At 38.4% G+C, this 16,798-nt stretch carries 15 protein-coding genes; 2 read left to right on the top strand and 13 right to left on the bottom strand.

All coding sequences use genetic code 11. From position 1 onward, the window contains the following. Positions 1-345: 345 nt before the first annotated feature. Genes A33Q_RS20790 through rpmH form a run of 5 tightly spaced genes read right to left on the bottom strand, consistent with a single transcriptional unit; the run spans position 346 to position 3,801 of the window. A complete protein-coding gene (locus A33Q_RS20790) occupies positions 346-852 on the bottom strand; it encodes a DUF2480 family protein (RefSeq protein ID WP_009032737.1) in 507 nt (168 codons plus the stop codon). Further along, positions 849-1,538 (bottom strand): tRNA (adenosine(37)-N6)-threonylcarbamoyltransferase complex dimerization subunit type 1 TsaB, encoded by a 690-nt coding sequence (gene tsaB, locus A33Q_RS20785; RefSeq protein WP_009032738.1) that lies wholly within the window; start codon positions 1,536-1,538, stop codon positions 849-851. Before tsaB ends, A33Q_RS20790 begins: the two co-directional genes overlap by 4 nt. Positions 1,539-1,540: 2 nt before the next feature. Then, on the bottom strand, positions 1,541-3,211 hold the full coding sequence (locus tag A33Q_RS20780; RefSeq protein ID WP_009032739.1) for a S41 family peptidase: 1,671 nt from the start codon (positions 3,209-3,211) through the stop codon (positions 1,541-1,543). Further along, the gene (gene rnpA / locus A33Q_RS20775) at positions 3,208-3,618 is read right to left on the bottom strand and encodes a ribonuclease P protein component (RefSeq protein WP_316929423.1); all 411 of its coding nucleotides are present in this window, start codon (positions 3,616-3,618) and stop codon (positions 3,208-3,210) included. The genes A33Q_RS20780 and rnpA overlap by 4 nt, the downstream gene beginning before the upstream one ends. 24 nt (positions 3,619-3,642) lie before the next feature. Continuing rightward, a complete protein-coding gene (gene rpmH / locus A33Q_RS21910) occupies positions 3,643-3,801 on the bottom strand; it encodes a 50S ribosomal protein L34 (RefSeq protein WP_009032742.1) in 159 nt (52 codons plus the stop codon). A 138-nt stretch (positions 3,802-3,939) separates the two neighbouring features. Here rpmH and A33Q_RS20770 point away from each other — a divergent pair, with 138 nt between their 5' ends. Continuing rightward, positions 3,940-5,592: a M61 family metallopeptidase gene (locus tag A33Q_RS20770; RefSeq protein ID WP_009032743.1), complete on the top strand. Its 1,653-nt coding sequence runs from the start codon at positions 3,940-3,942 to the stop codon at positions 5,590-5,592. Positions 5,593-5,668: 76 nt separating this feature from the next. After that, a complete protein-coding gene (locus A33Q_RS20765; RefSeq protein ID WP_009032744.1) occupies positions 5,669-6,112 on the top strand; it encodes a DoxX family protein in 444 nt (147 codons plus the stop codon). Positions 6,113-6,160: 48 nt separating this feature from the next. On the opposite strand, the gene A33Q_RS20760 is transcribed toward A33Q_RS20765, so the two are convergent. The 8 genes from A33Q_RS20760 to rimO form a co-directional block, all read right to left on the bottom strand. Then, complete coding sequence (locus A33Q_RS20760; RefSeq protein WP_009032745.1) at positions 6,161-6,886, bottom strand: LolA-like protein; 726 nt, start codon at positions 6,884-6,886, stop codon at positions 6,161-6,163. A 57-nt stretch (positions 6,887-6,943) separates the two neighbouring features. After that, entirely contained in the window at positions 6,944-8,986 is a 2,043-nt protein-coding gene (locus A33Q_RS20755; RefSeq protein ID WP_009032746.1) for a M16 family metallopeptidase, read from the bottom strand. A 23-nt stretch (positions 8,987-9,009) separates the two neighbouring features. Further along, complete coding sequence (locus A33Q_RS20750) at positions 9,010-10,338, bottom strand: M16 family metallopeptidase (protein ID WP_009032747.1); 1,329 nt, start codon at positions 10,336-10,338, stop codon at positions 9,010-9,012. Positions 10,339-10,567: 229 nt separating this feature from the next. Then, positions 10,568-11,563 carry an adenosine kinase gene (locus A33Q_RS20745; protein WP_016255671.1) on the bottom strand — a complete coding sequence of 332 codons (996 nt, stop codon included), beginning with the start codon at positions 11,561-11,563 and terminating at the stop codon, positions 10,568-10,570. Positions 11,564-11,594: 31 nt separating this feature from the next. Then, a complete protein-coding gene (locus tag A33Q_RS20740) occupies positions 11,595-12,761 on the bottom strand; it encodes a hypothetical protein (protein ID WP_009032749.1) in 1,167 nt (388 codons plus the stop codon). Between the two features lie 74 nt (positions 12,762-12,835). After that, the gene (locus A33Q_RS20735; RefSeq protein WP_009032750.1) at positions 12,836-13,726 is read right to left on the bottom strand and encodes a glycerophosphodiester phosphodiesterase family protein; all 891 of its coding nucleotides are present in this window, start codon (positions 13,724-13,726) and stop codon (positions 12,836-12,838) included. 105 nt (positions 13,727-13,831) lie between these two features. Then, positions 13,832-15,220, bottom strand: a complete 1,389-nt coding sequence (locus A33Q_RS20730) for a toxin-antitoxin system YwqK family antitoxin (protein ID WP_009032751.1) — start codon at positions 15,218-15,220, stop codon at positions 13,832-13,834. 93 nt (positions 15,221-15,313) lie between these two features. Then, positions 15,314-16,624: a 30S ribosomal protein S12 methylthiotransferase RimO gene (rimO, locus tag A33Q_RS20725; protein ID WP_009032752.1), complete on the bottom strand. Its 1,311-nt coding sequence runs from the start codon at positions 16,622-16,624 to the stop codon at positions 15,314-15,316. Positions 16,625-16,798: the final 174 nt, after the last annotated feature.

Raw genomic sequence — 16,798 nt, 5'->3', positions numbered from 1 at the left:
GTAATGACTTAAGTCATCAATTATTCCTGACTCTTTAATATTCTTGTAACTTGCGTTACTTGTGTCGTTTTGTCTTCACCATTTCAATGAACTTTTTCTCTATTTATTAGAGAATGTTGAGGGCTTTTCCTCAAAAGCGAGTGCAAATATCGGATTTAATTTTTAAGAAGCAAAACTGAAAATGAAAAAAATATTTTTTTTTATTTTATCAACTTCTCTTTCTTTATCCTTGTCAATTTTTCGACCATCTTTCTGAAATCGGATTGCAAACTTATGCCACTTTGCTGTATTTACCAAACAACATTGATAAAAAAAGAAGAAATATTTTAACCACCAATTTTGAGATTATTTCACTGCTTTGTACAAGGGGACAGTACTGCAAGGTTCACCGTACATCACTGACTTAGCAACTGGCTGAATAAGAGATAAAACTCTTCCATATGCATAAAGAGGGACTGAAAACTTACTACAGCCCTTTATCACAATGGGCTTATCGACAAACCGTAAAGGATCTATTTTCGACAATTCTTGTTCAAATAGATATTGCTCTAAAGCCTCAAGGTCACCAATAATATATTCAGTCCCTGACTTTGTCAAGTAGGTACCTACAAGCATAAATGCCCAATTGGGAACAATAGCGTCTTCAGAACAGGTAACAGCTACAAGCTTACCTTTATATAATTCCCAATCAATAGACTTGAGAGACTCTCTGAAATCTTTTTCTTTTAACACCAAACCCTGAAAAAGATGGTCCTTTATATCAAAACACAACCTTTCCTCTTTCCTGTAAAAATCTTCAAGGTCTATGGTTATAATCGGGCTCTTTGCTACCCTGTTAACTATTTCGTTCATTGCAGCAATAGATTTTTCTTAGATTTAATCACTTTAAATTCTTTCAAGTAGTTAGGTTCAAAATACGCTAAATCTTCAAACTGAGATTTCTTATAGGCTCTAAAAGCTAAGGCGCCTACTCCCCTCGCAGAATTTAGAATTCCAGGAAATTTAGCATTCGGATGGTCAAGCAAATGTCGTAGCTTTTCAACTCCGTCCCCAACAAAAACAACCTTGCCCTTTTCAAGCTTATCTAAAAAGACATTTTGTTCAACTACTAAGGGGCGAAGCGAATCAATCAAATTCATTTCAGAATCAAATGAGGCTGTGTACACCTCCATCCTTCTGGCGTCCATCAATGGGATTATAACGCCATTATCTTCTACATATTGAAGCGCTTGAAAAGCCAGCGCTTTAATAGTACTAATACCAACCAGCGGAATTCCCAGCCCAAAACAAAGGCCTTTGGCAACTGAAACTCCAATCCTAAGTCCTGTATAAGAGCCAGGCCCTGCAGAAACCGCTATACCTTTCAAATCTGATTTCTTGTATTTTGAAGCTTCAATAATTTTATCAACCATACCCATAATCATTTCTCCATGGGTATTTTCAAGCATAACCTCTGAAAAATCGATCAGACTCCCATCATTATGCAAGGCCACGGAACATATAGGCGTTGCTGTTTCAATTGATAGAATTAAGGCCATTTTTACTTTTTGCTAACCGCTGATGCTACCAGAATACTTTTAACCTCATTCGGGTCAGACAGTACCTTTAATGATTTTTCAATTTCCGAATCATCATGAAGAGATGATTCAATTACCCCTTCTTGGTAATAATACCTAGAGATAATCTCCTCTTTCAATGCAGACTTGATTTCATCTTTATAAGTTATAAGGTCTTGCTCCTTATTGTGACTTACTTTCTTCTTCAACTCCTTTATGGTAGGCTGAATTTCTTCGAAATACTTTTCCTTTTCCGCATATTTCAATAAATCTTCCAAGGATTTCTCAACATAGGTAGTGTAATCGTATTCTTTATCTTCGAGCCAATCAATGAAATTTTGATAAACATCTTCTTCTATCCGGAATTCCGATGGTGCCGGAATCTCCTCATTTTCCCTAAAAAATTCATTCCCAAAATCAAAGATCAAACTTCTGGCTACAAGACTATAAGTAATCGGTGCGTATGACTTCGAATCAATTTTCAAATCAGGTTCAATACCGGCTCCGTCCAAAACAATTCTACCACTTTTGGTTCTAAACTCGTTCCTAAGGGAATCAGGAACTGAGTTCGAGTTTCCATTTTCATCCTTTTTGCTGTAATCAATTGCCTGAATACATCTTCCGCTTGGTATATAATATTTGGCTGTAGTGACCTTAACCTGAGAATTGTAAGACAAAGGCACCGTAGTCTGAACGAGGCCTTTGCCAAATGTTTTTCTTCCGATCAAAACCGCTCTATCATAATCCTGTAAAGCACCTGCTACAATTTCAGCAGCTGATGCACTTCTTTCATTGATCAAAACAACCAAAGGGATCTCCTTATCCAAAGGTGATTTTGTTGTCTTGTAGACTGCATTCACACTTTCGAGCTTGCCTTGTGTACGAACAACCTCTTTTCCTTTGGGAATAAACAAGTTAACAACTTCCACAGCTTCTTTCAGAATTCCCCCGGGATTATCGCGCACATCAAGAACCAGTCTAGTCACGCCTTGGGACTTAAGATCTACTAAAGCCTTTCTCACATCAGCCGCAGCATTGGTAGTAAAATCGGACAGTTTAATGTAGCCGGTTTGGTGATCAATTTTTCCGTAATAAGGCACATTACTAATGACAATTTTTCTCCTGGTAAGATTAACAGACAATGTATCTTCACCTCTCTTTACTTGAACAAAAACTTCAGTATTGGCAGGACCTTTCAATAGCTTCGAAATATCTGCTGTTGTCTTATCGACTACATTGACAGTATCAACCTTGAGAATTTCATCACCAATGCGAAGACCTCCTGCCTGTGCCGGAAAACCTTTATAAGGCATTAGGATCATGTTAGCACCTGTTCTGTTACCTATAAGTGCCCCTACACCTCCATATTCTCCTGTAGTCATTAGCCTGAAATCATCCGAGTTTTCCTCAGGAATGAATTCAGTGTAGGGATCAAGCTCCTCAAGCATAGCATTGATGCCTACTGTGACAAGGCTTTCCGCATCAATTTCATCCACATAATAGGAGTCTAATTCCCTTACAAGCGAAGCAAAAATATCTAGGTTCTTTGCTATGGCAAATAGCTTATCATTTCTGTTTACAAATGAAAAAAGTAATAATGCTGTCATTGCAGCACCCAAGATGAGATATATCCTGTTCTTATTTTTTGAAATCATTCCTTTGGTATTTGTGAATCTGATATTTCTTTGATTTTAGTTATCACTTTCACCATTCTTCCCTGAATGTACTGAAAACTGACAACTTCTGAAGAAACGTATATAAAACCTATAAGTTTTCTACGTTGAGGCCCTACGGATAGTAGATGTTTGTTTAGCCTGTAAGCCTCTTTTACACGTCTTTTTACGAAGTTTCTGAGTACGGCTTTTTTAATCTTCTTCTTAGGAACTGAAAAAAGCACCTGAACAGTTCCATCTTGATTGGAAGGTAAATCCAATAAAACTACCTTAAAGGGATATAAAAAAAAAGAGGAACCTTTATCAAAAAGTTCCTTTATTGACTTTTCAGAATGTAATCTTTCACTCTTTCCAAGTTTGAAATTCATTGCATTTTTATTTCGTATCAAGATACCGAAATTAAATGCCAGAAATTACTTCTTCAGTGTTTTTTCAGAAGAAACAGTAAGTTTGTGTCTTCCTTTAGCTCTTCTTGACTTCAAAACTCTTCTGCCATTAGCAGTTGACATCCTAAGTCTGAAACCGTGCTTGTTTCTTCTTTTTCTACGAGAAGGTTGAAATGTTCTTTTCATGACGCTATCTTTTTAATATTTTCTTTCCTAATCCTATCTTTCTGTGGGTTCTCCTACAAAAGGACTGCAAAGATAGATAGCTTTTTTTTATTTACAAATCAGGGGTTTACTTTTGTTTGAAGACAATCTATCAAATCAATGAAATATTTTATATCACGGGACTCAGTTTGCTCCCAGTTCATCCAAGTGACTTTGAGTATTTTTTGTGAAGAAAATGAGTGGATTAGCTTGCAAGTTGCTGCATGGAGACCTGGTCGTTATGAATTGGCAAATTTTGCCAAAAACATCAGAAAGGTCAAAGTCTACAAGGATAACGTTGATGTAGGATGTTATAAATCCTCCAAGGACTGCTGGAAATTTACAGCCAAGGAGAAAGGTTCCTATCAGGTGGAATATGAATATTACTGCGCTCAAATGGATGCAGGAGGGTGCTGGTCAGATGATCAACAGCTTTATCTTAATTTCAGTAATTTTATTTTTGAGGTCATTGGCAGAGATCGGGAAGAAATCCAGATTGAGGTAGATTTTCCCGAAAGTTATCAAGTGGCCACACCGTTAAAAAGTATACCTCCAAAAATATGGATAGCAAAGGGATATCAGGAAGCTATGGACTCACCTTGGATAGCTTCAAACAAAATGACACACACTCTTTATGATTGTCTTGGTTGTCGTTTTCAACTTTGGTTTATAGGTGACATTCATTTTTCTATTTCAGACCTTAAAAAGGTCTTTTATGAATTTACGAAAAAAATGATTACGGACTTTGGAAGCTTTCCAGCTGAGGATTATCATTTCATTTTTCAATTACTTCCCTACAGACATTACCACGGTGTCGAGCATAAATTTTCAACAGTGATTACGATAGGGCAAGCCATTAATTTGGCTTTTAAGAAAAATCTAGATGAATTGATAGGCGTAAGTTCCCATGAATTATACCATTTCTGGAATGTTTGCAGGATCAGGCCTCATGAATTACTTAAATATGATCTTTCAAAAGAAGTCTATCTAGACAGTGGCTTTATCCTTGAGGGTATCACTTCCTACATGGGAGATATTTACCTGTTGAGGTCAGGTTATTTCACTATCTTGGATTATTTGAGAGTATTGGAAAAACAAATTCAAAAGGAATCTGATAATTTAGGCTGGAAAAATGAAACAATTGTTGACTCTAGCCTCAACCTTTGGCTGGATGGATATATTAAAGGTATTCCTGAAGACAAAGTCAACATTTATAATAGAGGTTCATTGATTTCACTGTGCTTGGATTTGAAATTGATTCATGAAGGCTCGGGGCTACATTTGGTTATGAAGGCTCTTTGGGAAAAGTTCGGAATAAATTCACGTGGGTATTTGCTGAATGACTTTTTAGAAATAGTAAAATCAGAGTCGCAAGAAGCTTACAAATTGATCAATACTCTCCTTTTTAAAAAGTTAGATATGGTTCCAATTCTTGCTCAAATCTTGAAGGAATTTGGCATCAGCCTAACATTTGAAATGAAAGAAAATTCACTTCTTCACCGGTTTGGTATCCGTATTGATGAGGCAAATGTAGTTACCCAAATACACCCTGAATCCAAAGCATTTCATCATTTAATGATTGGAGATGTTGTCGAAATTGAACGCAGGAACGAAGCACTGTATAAAAATCACATAGCAGGGGCTATTTTAAAAATTAACAGATTCAACCGCAAGCTCCAGGTTTCGATTCCTGAAGAAACGGGACAATACTTTCCAAAAATCAAACTTAGTTTTGAAAACATTAGCCCTCAATTGGACAAATGGATTAAATAGCTGAATATCATTTATTTACTTTATTATGAAGTTGTTTTTTAGTAAATTCATATATCGTAAACAAAACCCCACAGCTATGAATTTAACAACGAAAATTGAAGATTGGGCGGATTCGCATCATCCTGCTTGGATTGATTATATCCGCATAGCGCTAGGTTTATTTATCCTTTACAAGGGTATCTTATTTATTTCTAATACGGAAGCCTTACTTCAGACAGCCAATAATGTCGATCTTGCTTTTTTCAATATGGCTCTTGCTCATTATGTGGCCTTTGCCCATTTGGTCGGTGGTATATTGATAGCATTTGGATTACTGACTAGGTTTGCTGTTTTGTTTCAATTACCAATACTCTTTTTTGCTGTATTTTTTGTCAACATCAATCAGGGTTTTCTTTCTGTAAGCAACAACCTTGAATTTGAAATTTCCATTTTAGTATTGGCATTGCTTATTACATTCCTGGTATATGGTTCAGGGAAATTTTCCGTTGACCACTGGATGAAAGAACATCCAAATGCATAAAAAAAAGGGAGCCTTTTGACTCCCTTTTTCAAAATTAAGCTTAAATGATCATTTAAAATCCTCTACAGATAGTTCTTGGTTGAATTTCAGAGAAGTGACCTTCGCCTCCATTTCAACTGGCATCATAGGACTCTTGATAGTCAGCTTCATTGGGAACCTAACCCCATCAACCTCCTCATAATCACTATAAGTTATGTCTCCTGTCGCCTCTGAACTGGTTCGGAGTTTCAAGCCTGAACTCAAGGAATAATACTCAACAGTTTTTTGATTATTCCCTGTTGTAATAATTAATTTATGGGCTTCTTCACCGTCTATTTCCTCGGTACCTTGAAGTTCCAAACTGTATCCCAATTCTTCATAGTGCTGCTCAGGAAAAACATAAATTTGGGCTTTCAACAGTTGCACCATTTCTTCCGAAAGATCTTCTTCCTGACCCATTCCCATTACTTTCCCTTTCCCGTCAATAAGAGTGGTTTTCTGCGCTACATTTCCCATAAAAGAAGTTTCCTGAACCATTCTTTCATTTTCACTGTCAGAAATCTGCTTCATTTCGATTTTAGCACCTTGAAACTCAGCTTCCATATTGACAACTGCATTTTTGATCTTACTGACTTTATCTTTACCTCCAATAGCATTGATATAGTTGGAGATAATGGTACTAGGATCATTTAATGAGGGGTTAATCTCCACCTCTGAAGAGCTAACATACGCAAAGCTTGAACTCATTGGAAAGCTCATCGCTAATGCTATTGCTAAAATTTTTATTTTTTTCATTGTATAGAATATTTTTGTTGAAGAAGGGGGAAGTTTCCTCCCCACTTTAAATAAAACCTATTTCATATCATCTTCTGATATTGGAACATTAAATTCCACTTTTTCCACTTTTGCTTCCAAAGGCATTGGAATCATAGGAGATTTAAGTACAGTCAGCATTGGATATTTGACCCCTTCGACCTCTTGGTATTCTGAAAAAAGCATTTCTCCTGTTTCAGCACTTTCTGATTTCAATTTCAAACCAGAGTCAACACTGTAGTAGTTAATAGTTTTCGCACCAGTCGGATTAGAAATCACCAATTTAAAGGCCTGCTCACCATCAACATCATGAATTCCATCAATATCCATGGTGTAGCCCATCAGGTCATAATGAAGTTCAGGGAAAATAAACATGCTCATTTTTGCCGCCTCATACTGCTCATCAGTCAACTCTTGGGATTGGCCCATTGCTGTAACTTTAGCTTTTCCATCCTTTATCACGGTATGCGAAGCAACATTTCCCATCATAGAGACCTTATTGGAAAATGCCTGATTTTCTTCGTCATATACATAAGACATTCCTAATTTCATCCCTTGGATTTCTGCTGAAGATTCTATTTTTGAGGTTTTTATACTTTTTGCTTTTTCTGCTCCACCAATAGCTGCCAAATAGGACTTGATTACAGCTTCAGGGGTTACACTTTCATCCACAGCTACGCTTACCTCTGGATCTCCTGTATTGGTAAACCTTTGAACTTCACCAAAAGCCAAAAGCCCTTCTTGTACTTCTGAGCCGTTGCCCACAACGGTTATGTACATGTTCTCAGGCTTCAGGACTCGTTTTGCAGCTGCGTTGACTTGATCTATTGTCAAAGCATTGAGACGCTGAAGGTAGGTGGTGTAGTAATCCTGAGGTAAATTATACCTTTCAATATTCAAAAAGAAGTTCGCAATCGTAGAGGGACTCTCTAGGGATCTTCCAAAGGATCCACTGAGATTGGCTTTAGCAGATGCCAACTCTTCCTCTGTGATACCATTATCTCTAAGATTTCGGATTTCATAAATAAATTCGTTTACCGCAGAATCCGTAGCAGAACCTCTTACACTTGAAAAAGCAGAAAAGGTGGCCACTAACTCATCTTGGCCTATTGAAGCATTTGCCCCATAAGTCCAGCTTTTGTCTTCCCTAAGGTTCATAAACAACCTGGAAGAAGCTCCTCCACCCAACACAAATCCTACAATTCTATTGGCCAGATAATCTTCTGATGCCAAACTGTTTTCTATAGGATATGTAACGTTGATAACAGACTGTTGGGAAGTTGACCTGTCCACCAAAGCAACTACATTTTCAGATGGAGGCTGAGGCATGTCATACTCAAAAGTAGGTACTTCAGCTTTTTCCCATTTGGAAAAATGCTTGTCTACCAAAGATTTAGCAGTTGCCAAATCTACATCTCCAACAATAGCTAAATAAGCGATATTAGGTCTGAAGAAAGTATTCACATATTGCTTGATATCCTCTACTGTAACATTATCTACTGTCTTTTCGGTACTCACCTCACCGTAAGGATGATCGGTTCCATAGGCCAATTTCGTAGTCAAAGTATTGGAAATTCCATTGGGATCGTTCTTTTGTAAAGCCAAAGATGACTTTACCATTGTCTTTAGTTTTTCCAATTCTTCCTCAGGAAAAACGGCATTGTAAAGTACATCAGCCATCAATTCCAATACCTTTTCCTGGTTTTTGGTCAAGGTAGATGCACTTAGAGAAGTAGAAGATCCTGATATTCTTGCACCAAGAAAATCTATTTCCTCATTGAATTCGTCCTTAGGCCTATTGGTAGTACCTGCAGTAAGCATATCGCCTACAAATCCAAGCATCCCTGCCTTGTCACCTTCCAAAACAGGATCTCTGTCAATAATAAGAGTATAAGAAACCCTAGGTAATTTTGAGTTTTGGACCACAAATACTTTCAAACCGTTGTCCAAAGTGAAGCTTTCAGCATTCCCTAGTTTGATTTCCGGTGCTGGGCCCGGTTCCGGCATTTTACTTCTATCTACCTGTGCTACTGCTGAAGTAGCGAACAGGGCCATTATAAAATATATGAATAACTTTTTCATTTCTCGTTTTGATTAAAGAGTGATCATTCTGTAGTCTGAGCCGATTTTGGAAGGTAGTTTAACACTACTCTGCTGTCCTTGGTAAGGTATTGATTGGCTACCCTCTTGATATCTTCGGGCTTTACAGCTCTATATTTTTCCAACTTTTTATTGATATAGTCAGCTTCTCCGTAGAAGACATGCGCCTGTGCCAATTCCATGGCTATGTTAGCTACTGACCCAAGGCTATTGACATATTGGGTCTCTTTAATATTCAATAGTTTGGTGAAATCATTTTCGCTGATACCGTTTTCTTTGACTTCTGTCAAAATCTCATCGACGGCGGTGTGGAGATCTTCTACTTCAATACCCATATTGGCAATGGCAAGGATAATAAACATGCCCCCATCTTCCAGGTTATTAGGGATGGCTGCCGCCTGAACAGCTTTCTGCGATTCATCTACCAGCTTTCTGTACATTAAGGAGCTCTTACCGGAAAGAAGGTAGGTACTCAACAGATCCAAAGCATAGTAGTCTTCGTGGTTTTTGGCCGGCATGATATACCCTTGAAAAACTGCTGGAAGCTGGATATTATCATAAACATTGTCTTTGATCTCCTCTGCCAACCTTTCAATTTCAACATTTGGCCTTCTCATTTCTTTGGTTCCCTTCGGAATCTCTGAGAAATATTTCTTGACCATTTCTTCTGCCTCATCGTATTCAAAATCACCAACCAAAGTCAAGGTGGCATTATTTGGCACATAAAATGTCTTATAGAAATCCACAAACTCCTCTAAAGAGGCTGCATCCAAATGTTCAGCAGCACCAATAATCGGCCATCTGTAAGGGTGGTTGGTGTACAATCTTATCGGCAATTCCCTCTGGAAGTTGCCATAAGGACGTTCTTCCATCACCTGCTTCATTTCCTGTTTGATCACTTCTCTTTGAGTGTCTACCCCGATCTGATCTACTTTGGCGTGAAGCATTCTTTCAGACTCCAAGTACAAGGCCAATTCTAATTGATTGGAAGGCAAAATTTCATAGTAAACAGTGTAATCCTGGCTTGTACCCGCATTGAGCGTACCACCAGCTGATTCCACTATTTCAAAATACTTGCCTCTAGGGATATTTTCTGTCCCTTCAAACATCAAGTGTTCAAAAAAATGGGCAAACCCAGTTCTTTCGGGATCCTCATTTTTTGAACCTACATGATAGAAAACAGTAGTAGCTACAATCGGAGTACTTCTGTCCTGGTGCAGGATTACATGCAATCCATTATCCAAGGTAAATTCCCTGAATTCAATTTTAGATTGGGCCAGTGCTGTAAGTGCCAAACATGCACTCAAAATCAGCGTAAAGCTTAACTTTCTCATACGAATTGGTTTAATTTTTCTTTAAGTACTTCTTATTGTCGAAACTTTACTCATTAATTTATTTAATAGCATAAATTCAATGATGATCGCAATGTTTTAAAAATTTGATGGGAAAATATAATTATATTTTTTCCTATGCAAATTAAATCTTAATTTTTTAGGCAGTACAAATGGTAAATTGATGATTTTAAGCTTCAAATAGCTGGATAAATGGGCTCAGCAGATCTGATTACGGATTAAGCTTATTTAATATTTCTTTTGCCTGATGCCATTTTAGCCTAGGTCCAAATTGGCTGACTATTTTAGAACTCGCCATAGAGGCCAACTTACCACTACTTGCATAACTATGTCCATTGGTAATTCCATAAAGAAATGCTCCTGCAAACATATCTCCTGCTCCATTACTATCTATTGCAGTAGTTTTGTAAGGCTCAATATCGATAAAGGTATCACCATCAAAGATCATGGCTCCGTTTTTCCCCTGAGTAATCACAAAATGCTTGGCAGCCTTTTTCATTTCTTCGCGGGCCTCTTCTAAACTGTCTTTCCCTGTGTAAAGCATGGCTTCTTCTTCGTTTGCAAAAAGCAAATCCACACTGGGTCCGATCACATCGTCAAACCCTTCTTTGAAGTATTTGACCATGGCAGGATCCGAGAAAGTAAGTGCCACCTTAGTTCCAGCTTCTTCAGCGGTTTTTTTTGCATGCATCATGGCTTCTTTTCCATTCGGTGAGGTTACAAGGTATCCCTCAATGAATAGGTATTTAGAATCCTTGATTGCAGATTCATTGATTTCTTTAACAGAAAAGTTTTGAGTGATCCCCAAAAAAGTATTCATAGTCCTCTCCGAGTCTTCGGTCACCATTACCAAACATTTTCCGGTAATTCCGTCTTCCAGCTTATCCGGGTCTAGGTTATTATCTACACCTGATTCTTTCATGTCTTCTACAAAAAAGCGACCCAATTCGTCATTGGCCACTTTACAACAATAATAGGATTTACCTCCAAACTGGCTTACGGCAATCACAGAGTTCGCTGCTGATCCACCACACTGCTTTTTGGCCTCTTCGGTATTGATGACTCCCATCAACTCATTTTGACGGTCTTCATCCACCAATGTCATCAGGCCCTTTTCTACCTGATTATTTTCAAAAAACTTATCTGTGACTTTAAATTCTATATCAACCAATGCATTTCCAATACCCGTAACGTCGTATTTTTTCATCATATTTTTTATAAATTTTCAACTTTTATAATTATTCAAATATTTTATGCCTTTCAAAAGGTTTTGATCTATCAAAAAGATACCTGTAGGTATGGTGTGTTTTATAAATGGTCGCATTGAGTTGCTCACATACGCGCATCATTTTCGGATTAAAGTCCCCGATCCAATTCATTTCTATGGTCTTGTATGGAAAAGAGTTCCTGCTGGCAAATTGTTCATTGTAACTCATAATCATTGCAGATTCCACACCCTTTCCCTGAAACTCTGGCACAACTCCAAACACCAACCCAAGCATTTTGTTGGGTGGGTTAAACTTTTGGTTCCAAAGAAACTTCAATTTTCCGATGAGATCCATTTTGCCATTGACATGCTTAAAAATCTGGTTGATTTCAGGGATATTGATAAAAAAAGAAATTGGCTCTCCATTATGGAACCCAAAATAAATCAGCCTCGGGTCCATAATGGGTTTCATTTTTTTGAACATCAGCTGGGTCTCTTTCAATGCAAGACTTTTGCCCATGTGTCTCGCCCAAGCCTTGTTGTAAACATCCATGAAATACTGAGGGGCTTTTTCCTGAAGTTCCTTGCCGAAAATATGCCGAAACTCAAATTCCGGATCACCCAGAATTTTATTTGCCCGATCAATCATTTTCTCATCGAAGCCAACTCCCTTTACAGGCCTCATATAGGTAAACTGCCTGAAGTACAACTGAAACCCATACTCCTCAAAAAAAGCCCTGTAATAATCAAAATTCCAAGGCATGTTGTAATTGGGCGGTGAAAACCCATCTACCAAAAGCCCCCACCATTTATCTCTTTCGCCAAAATTTACCGGACCGTCCATTGCTTCCATTCCCTCAGACTCCAGCCATTCTTTTGCGGTATCAAATAACAAAAAGGCTGCTTCCTTTTCAGGAATGCATTCAAAAAAGCCTACACCTCCAGTTGCTTGTTTTTCTTTCCACTTGGGATTAATAAACGCTGCTATACGCCCTAAGGTATCGCCATGCTCATTTTTCAACAGCCATCTTTTGGCCTTTCCGCCTAGCTTAAAAAGCTTGTTGGTCTCGGGATGAAAAAGGCCCTGAATATCTTTATCCAAAGGCCTGATCCAATTTGCTTCATTTTTATAGAGCCTAACAGCGAACTCCAAAAACTCCCTTTCCTCTTCTGGATTCTTGACTTCCAGTGCAATCATACATGATACTTTTTGTATAAGAATTGCTAAAAATAGACAGAAAGGAACTCTTGACAAAAAAAGAAGAACAATACCTATTTTTTAGGAGCTTTATCAGGGTAATCCGTGATAATTCCATCTACACCCATTTCCAAAAGTTGCTGCATTTGCTCAGTCGTATTTACTGTCCAGGGTATCACTTTCATACCTTTCCCGTGAAGGGCTTCTACAGTTTCTTTCTTGATGGCAATAAAATACGGGGAATAAATTTCAGGCTGAAAACCAAGATCGTCCAATTGCTCCTCATATTTGCTAGAATCCGTGACCAACATGGCCAATTGCACATCTGGATATTTTTCATGCATGTATTTCAAAACCCTAAAATCGAAAGACTGAATATTAACCCTTTCCCAATCCAGCTTTGAGTCCAAAAGGCCAAACACTAAGTCGGAAAACTCTGAAGGTGATGGGTGATACTCTCCATCTCCGTCAGGGAGACTTTTGATTTCAATGTTATAATTTGGTTTTTCCAGGCCAAAATCAGACACGTATTTTTCTACTACATCTATCAAATCGACCAACCTTGGTTTTGCCGAATGAAATAGCACCTGTTCAGGAAATGTAGACTGCGCTTTAGATCCACAATCATATCCCTGTACTTGCTCCCAAGTCATTTTGTAAATATTGTGTGACCTGTCTCCATTTGGAATTTCTTTCCTATCGGGAGTAAGACAGATAGCCGGATTCATCCATGGTTCATGGGAAACAATGACTTCACCATCTGCTGTGACGGCAAGGTCAAGTTCTAAAGTAGTAGCTCCAAGATCAAGAGCCTTGATCATGGCAGGAATGGTATTTTCAGGCATCAAGCCTCTACTTCCTCTGTGCCCTTGTAAATCATAGGAAAATTGAGCTTGTAATCCCATACTAATACAAATGAGAAGGGCAGTGAAAATCATCTTTACCATAAGTGTATATTTCCTCATAGAATTTATTGAACAATATTTTGTGGAAAAGTATACAGAATAGTAAAGCGATTCAATCTTTCTGTTTTAACAAATAGTTATGATTTGAGTTTTGAAATGGGTAGGTTATCTCAATCCCCGAGATGCACCATTGAACCTATGCCAAGCATCTGGCCTGAAAAGCTGCATACCATTTTGTCTCATTGCCGTATCAGAGTTTGCATTAGGAAAAAGATCCATAGGCCCCAGCATTCCTGAACTTCCTTCCAAAACATTATCATCGGACAGAGCCACTCCGTTCATGAAAGATTCCTCTCTGAGTAAGGAACCTTTGATAGTATAAAATTTCCAATCGCCCTCTTCCAGTCCTTGATCAAATCTACCCACTTTGGCGACCTGTTCTGAGTTTGGATGAAAATACTGCCAAACGCCCTGCTGAAGCCCATCCTGAAGCTGACCCCAAGCGATCTTATATCCAATCGGGTGATAATAGACACGTGAACCGCTGCCGTTCTCAAAATTTCCCGCTTCAAGTCTTTCTCCGTTCAATGCCCTAAATGGACTGAAGGCAACCAAACGTCCATTCTCATACATTTCTTCCTGTAATACGTCTCCTGCTTTGGTTATCAGCTTCCAGCTACCAGACTTAAGATTCTCATCATAATGTCCTCTCCTCAAAATTTCAGGATGAATCTCTGTGATTTCGGTCCAAGCTCCCACTTTTTCACCTTCCGAGTATGCTCCCATAGTCAATACTCTTCCTTCAGGATCATAAACCTCCCACATCCCTTCTTCCATTCCGTTTTCGAAATTCCCTATGGTAGCCAAATTCCCATTTTCAAAATACTCTTTCCATTCTCCTACCTGAACTCCATGCTCAAACTCCCCTTTTACTTTAACTTTTCCGTTGGGGAAAAAAAGTTTGTACTCACCATGTGGCTTGTGCTGGATGTATGTGATTAATTCCTGCAACTGACCGTTGAGATGATACTTTTTCCATTCTCCAATCCTAACTCCCATGAAGTAATTTTCCTCCGACTTCAACCTTCCATCCGGGTAGTAGTTTTTCCAATGACGGTGCATTTTCCCATCCAAAAACCTTCCGGTTTTTAAAGGCTTGCCAAATTCTGACAACTCCTGAAACTCTCCATCCAATACTCCTTCATTAAATATCGCGAATGATTCAAGTTTTCCAGTGAGGTAAAATGACTCAAATGGACCATGTGGCACATCGTTCTTAAAAGTAATAACCCTGATGGGTGGATGCGTAATAAAGTTTTTCAAAAAATCCTTTTCATGTGCCAATTCAAACGTTTCCTCCTCTTTGAAAAACGGACTGTCTAAGTTTTTGCGCAAGTAAATTTTCCACTTACCTTCCTTCTTTCCATCCATTAGAGTTCCCTCGCCGACCAACTTATTGGTACCATAATACATTCTTACGAATCCATCACCATGCTGCTGAGCAGCCAAAGAAAAGGAAATAAAAAAGGCAATTATCAGGAGTAGATTTTTCATAACAGTTATCACGTAAAAATTAAATAAAGGTTAAAATAAAAAAATCCATCGGTAATTCCGATGGATTAATGAAAATGTTTTATGAGGTGAAATCTAAACAACCATACCATAAAGATCAAATTCAGTGGCATCTGTAATTTCAGCTTGCACAAAGTCTCCAATCCTACAGTAGTGTTGGGAAGCATCTATCAGTACCTCATTGTCGACTTCTACAGAGTCGAATTCAGTACGGCCTACAAAGTATCCGTTTTCCTTTTTATCGATCAGGACTTTAAAAGTTTCCCCCACTTTCTCTTGGTTCAGATCAAAGCTGATTTGCTCCTGCACTTCCATCAGGGTATTGGCTCTTTGCTGTTTGACTTCTTCCGGAATATTATCTTCCATAGAATGTGCGTGTGTATTTTCCTCATGGGAATAAGTAAATACACCCAATCTTTCAAACTTCATCCTCTCTACAAAATCCACCATTTCCTCATATTCCTTTTCCCCTTCTCCTGGATGTCCGGTAATCAAAGTAGTCCTGATGGCAATTTCAGGAATCAGATCTCTTATTGAATGAATCAAGGCTTCCTGCTTTTCGCGGGTGGTACCCCTTCTCATGGTTTTCAAAACTGAAGTGGAGCCATGTTGTAAAGGAATATCCAGGTAATTGCAGATATTGTCTCTTTCCTTCATCACCTCAATCACATCCATAGGGAATCCAGTAGGATAAGCATAGTGCAGCCTTATCCAATCTATTCCTTCCACATCCGAAAGTCTTCTCATCAATTCTGCGAGATTCCTTTTCTTATACAGGTCAAGACCATAATATGTCGAGTCTTGTGCGATGAGAAGCAGTTCTTTGGTTCCATTAGCTGCTTTATGCTCGGCTTCCTTCACCAAATCTTCTATCGGTCTGGATACATGACCTCCTCTCATAAGCGGAATTGCGCAGAATGAACAAGGCCGGTCACAACCTTCGGAAATCTTCATATAAGCATAGTGGGCATTATGGGTAAGCAACCTTTCCCCTACCAGCTCATGTTTATAGTCTGCTTTGAATTTTTTCAATAGAGCAGGCAAATCCCTGGTTCCGAAATACGCATCTACCTGTGGAATTTCTTTTTCTAAGTCGTCCTTGTATCTCTGGGAAAGGCATCCTGTCACATATACTTTATCGACCAAGCCTTTATCCTTGGCCTCTACATATTGCAAAATGGTGTCAATAGACTCTTGCTTGGCATTGTCAATGAAACCACATGTATTGATAATGACGATATTATTGTCTTGGGATCCTGATTCATGGCTCGCTTCAATTCCATTCCCCTTGAGCTGGGTAAGTAATACTTCCGAATCAACAAGATTCTTGGAGCATCCCATCGTAATGATGTTGACTTTATCTTTTTTTAATGTTCTCGCTTTCACTATTTTCCTTCTTTGGCTGCAAAGGTAGACAAATTCAAAGAATAGAATATGCATCCTTCTTAAAATCCCATTTGCCAGCATTCAATGATGCCGCTTGAAAGGTTAGCGAGAAATAAAATTAGTGAAACCCTGAAATAATTTCCCGAAGTATTATTCAGCTTTGAAAACAAAAAA

Origin of the sequence: Indibacter alkaliphilus LW1, assembly GCF_000295935.2 — a bacterium.
GTDB lineage: Bacteria > Bacteroidota > Bacteroidia > Cytophagales > Cyclobacteriaceae > Indibacter > Indibacter alkaliphilus.
This window is presented reverse-complemented; position numbering and strand designations above follow the sequence as displayed.